The sequence below is a fragment of the Vibrio sp. 2134-1 genome (assembly GCF_033339495.1).
In genome coordinates, this window is record NZ_JAWOUS010000325.1 from 1 (window position 1) to 771 (window position 771).

1 protein-coding gene is annotated in these 771 nt (G+C 47.9%); it reads right to left on the reverse strand.

Annotation, left to right across the window (positions count from 1 at the left end; all coding sequences use genetic code 11):
* A partial coding sequence (istB, locus tag R7R78_RS25755; protein ID WP_225474573.1) for an IS21-like element ISVch3 family helper ATPase IstB occupies positions 1-614 on the reverse strand: 614 nt, incomplete at its 3' end.
* Between the last annotated feature and the right edge of the window lie 157 nt (positions 615-771).

The following is a 771-nucleotide window of genomic DNA, read 5'->3' on the forward strand; positions in this document are numbered from 1 at the left end:
CACTCCTTTACAGGTAACTGACTGATGACGATCGTGCTGCTGTTTTGGTAACGATCTTCAAGCACTTCTAATAAGTGACCTGCATGCTCGTGGGTTAGCTTTTCCATCCCCCAGTCGTCGAGGATTAGTAGAGCTTTCTTAGCCAACGATTGGAGTTGCTTTTGATAGCTACCATCCAGACGACCCGCGGTCAGGTCATCAAGCAGGCGAGTTAATCGGTAGTATCTGACCGTGTGTTGTTGGTCGCAGGCACTGGTTGCCAGTGCGCAGCCAAGATAGGTCTTGCCTGCACCTGTTGGGCCTGTGATCAAGATATTCTGGTGCTTATGTAGATAACTGCCCGTTAGAAGTTCGCTCATCTGTTTGCGATTGAGATTTCGTCCCTCCTTGTAGATGAGTTGGCTCGGCTGAGCATCTACTCTCAGTTTGGCTTGTCGTTTTAAGCGTTGGATTTTTGTCTGATTGCGATTCAAGATTTCACTTTCCAGAAGCAGGCTTAGCCTTTCCTCGAAGTCCAGCTCTGCGTAGGTGCTCAGTTGTTCTTGTTGCTGCTCTAACGCTTTCACTGCATGGCTCAAGCGGAGGGTTTTGAGTTGGTCGTTCAGTGCGTTCATTTGTATTTCTCCTAGTGATAACAGTTCGGGCCACGAACATTGCTGTGAACAAGGTTCGGTGTATTCGCTTGATCTTTACTCAGTTGCCCTTCACGATTGTTCGTGAGTAGATTGTTGACGAAGGTGTAGTTGGGTTTTGTCAGCATCAGTGCATCTT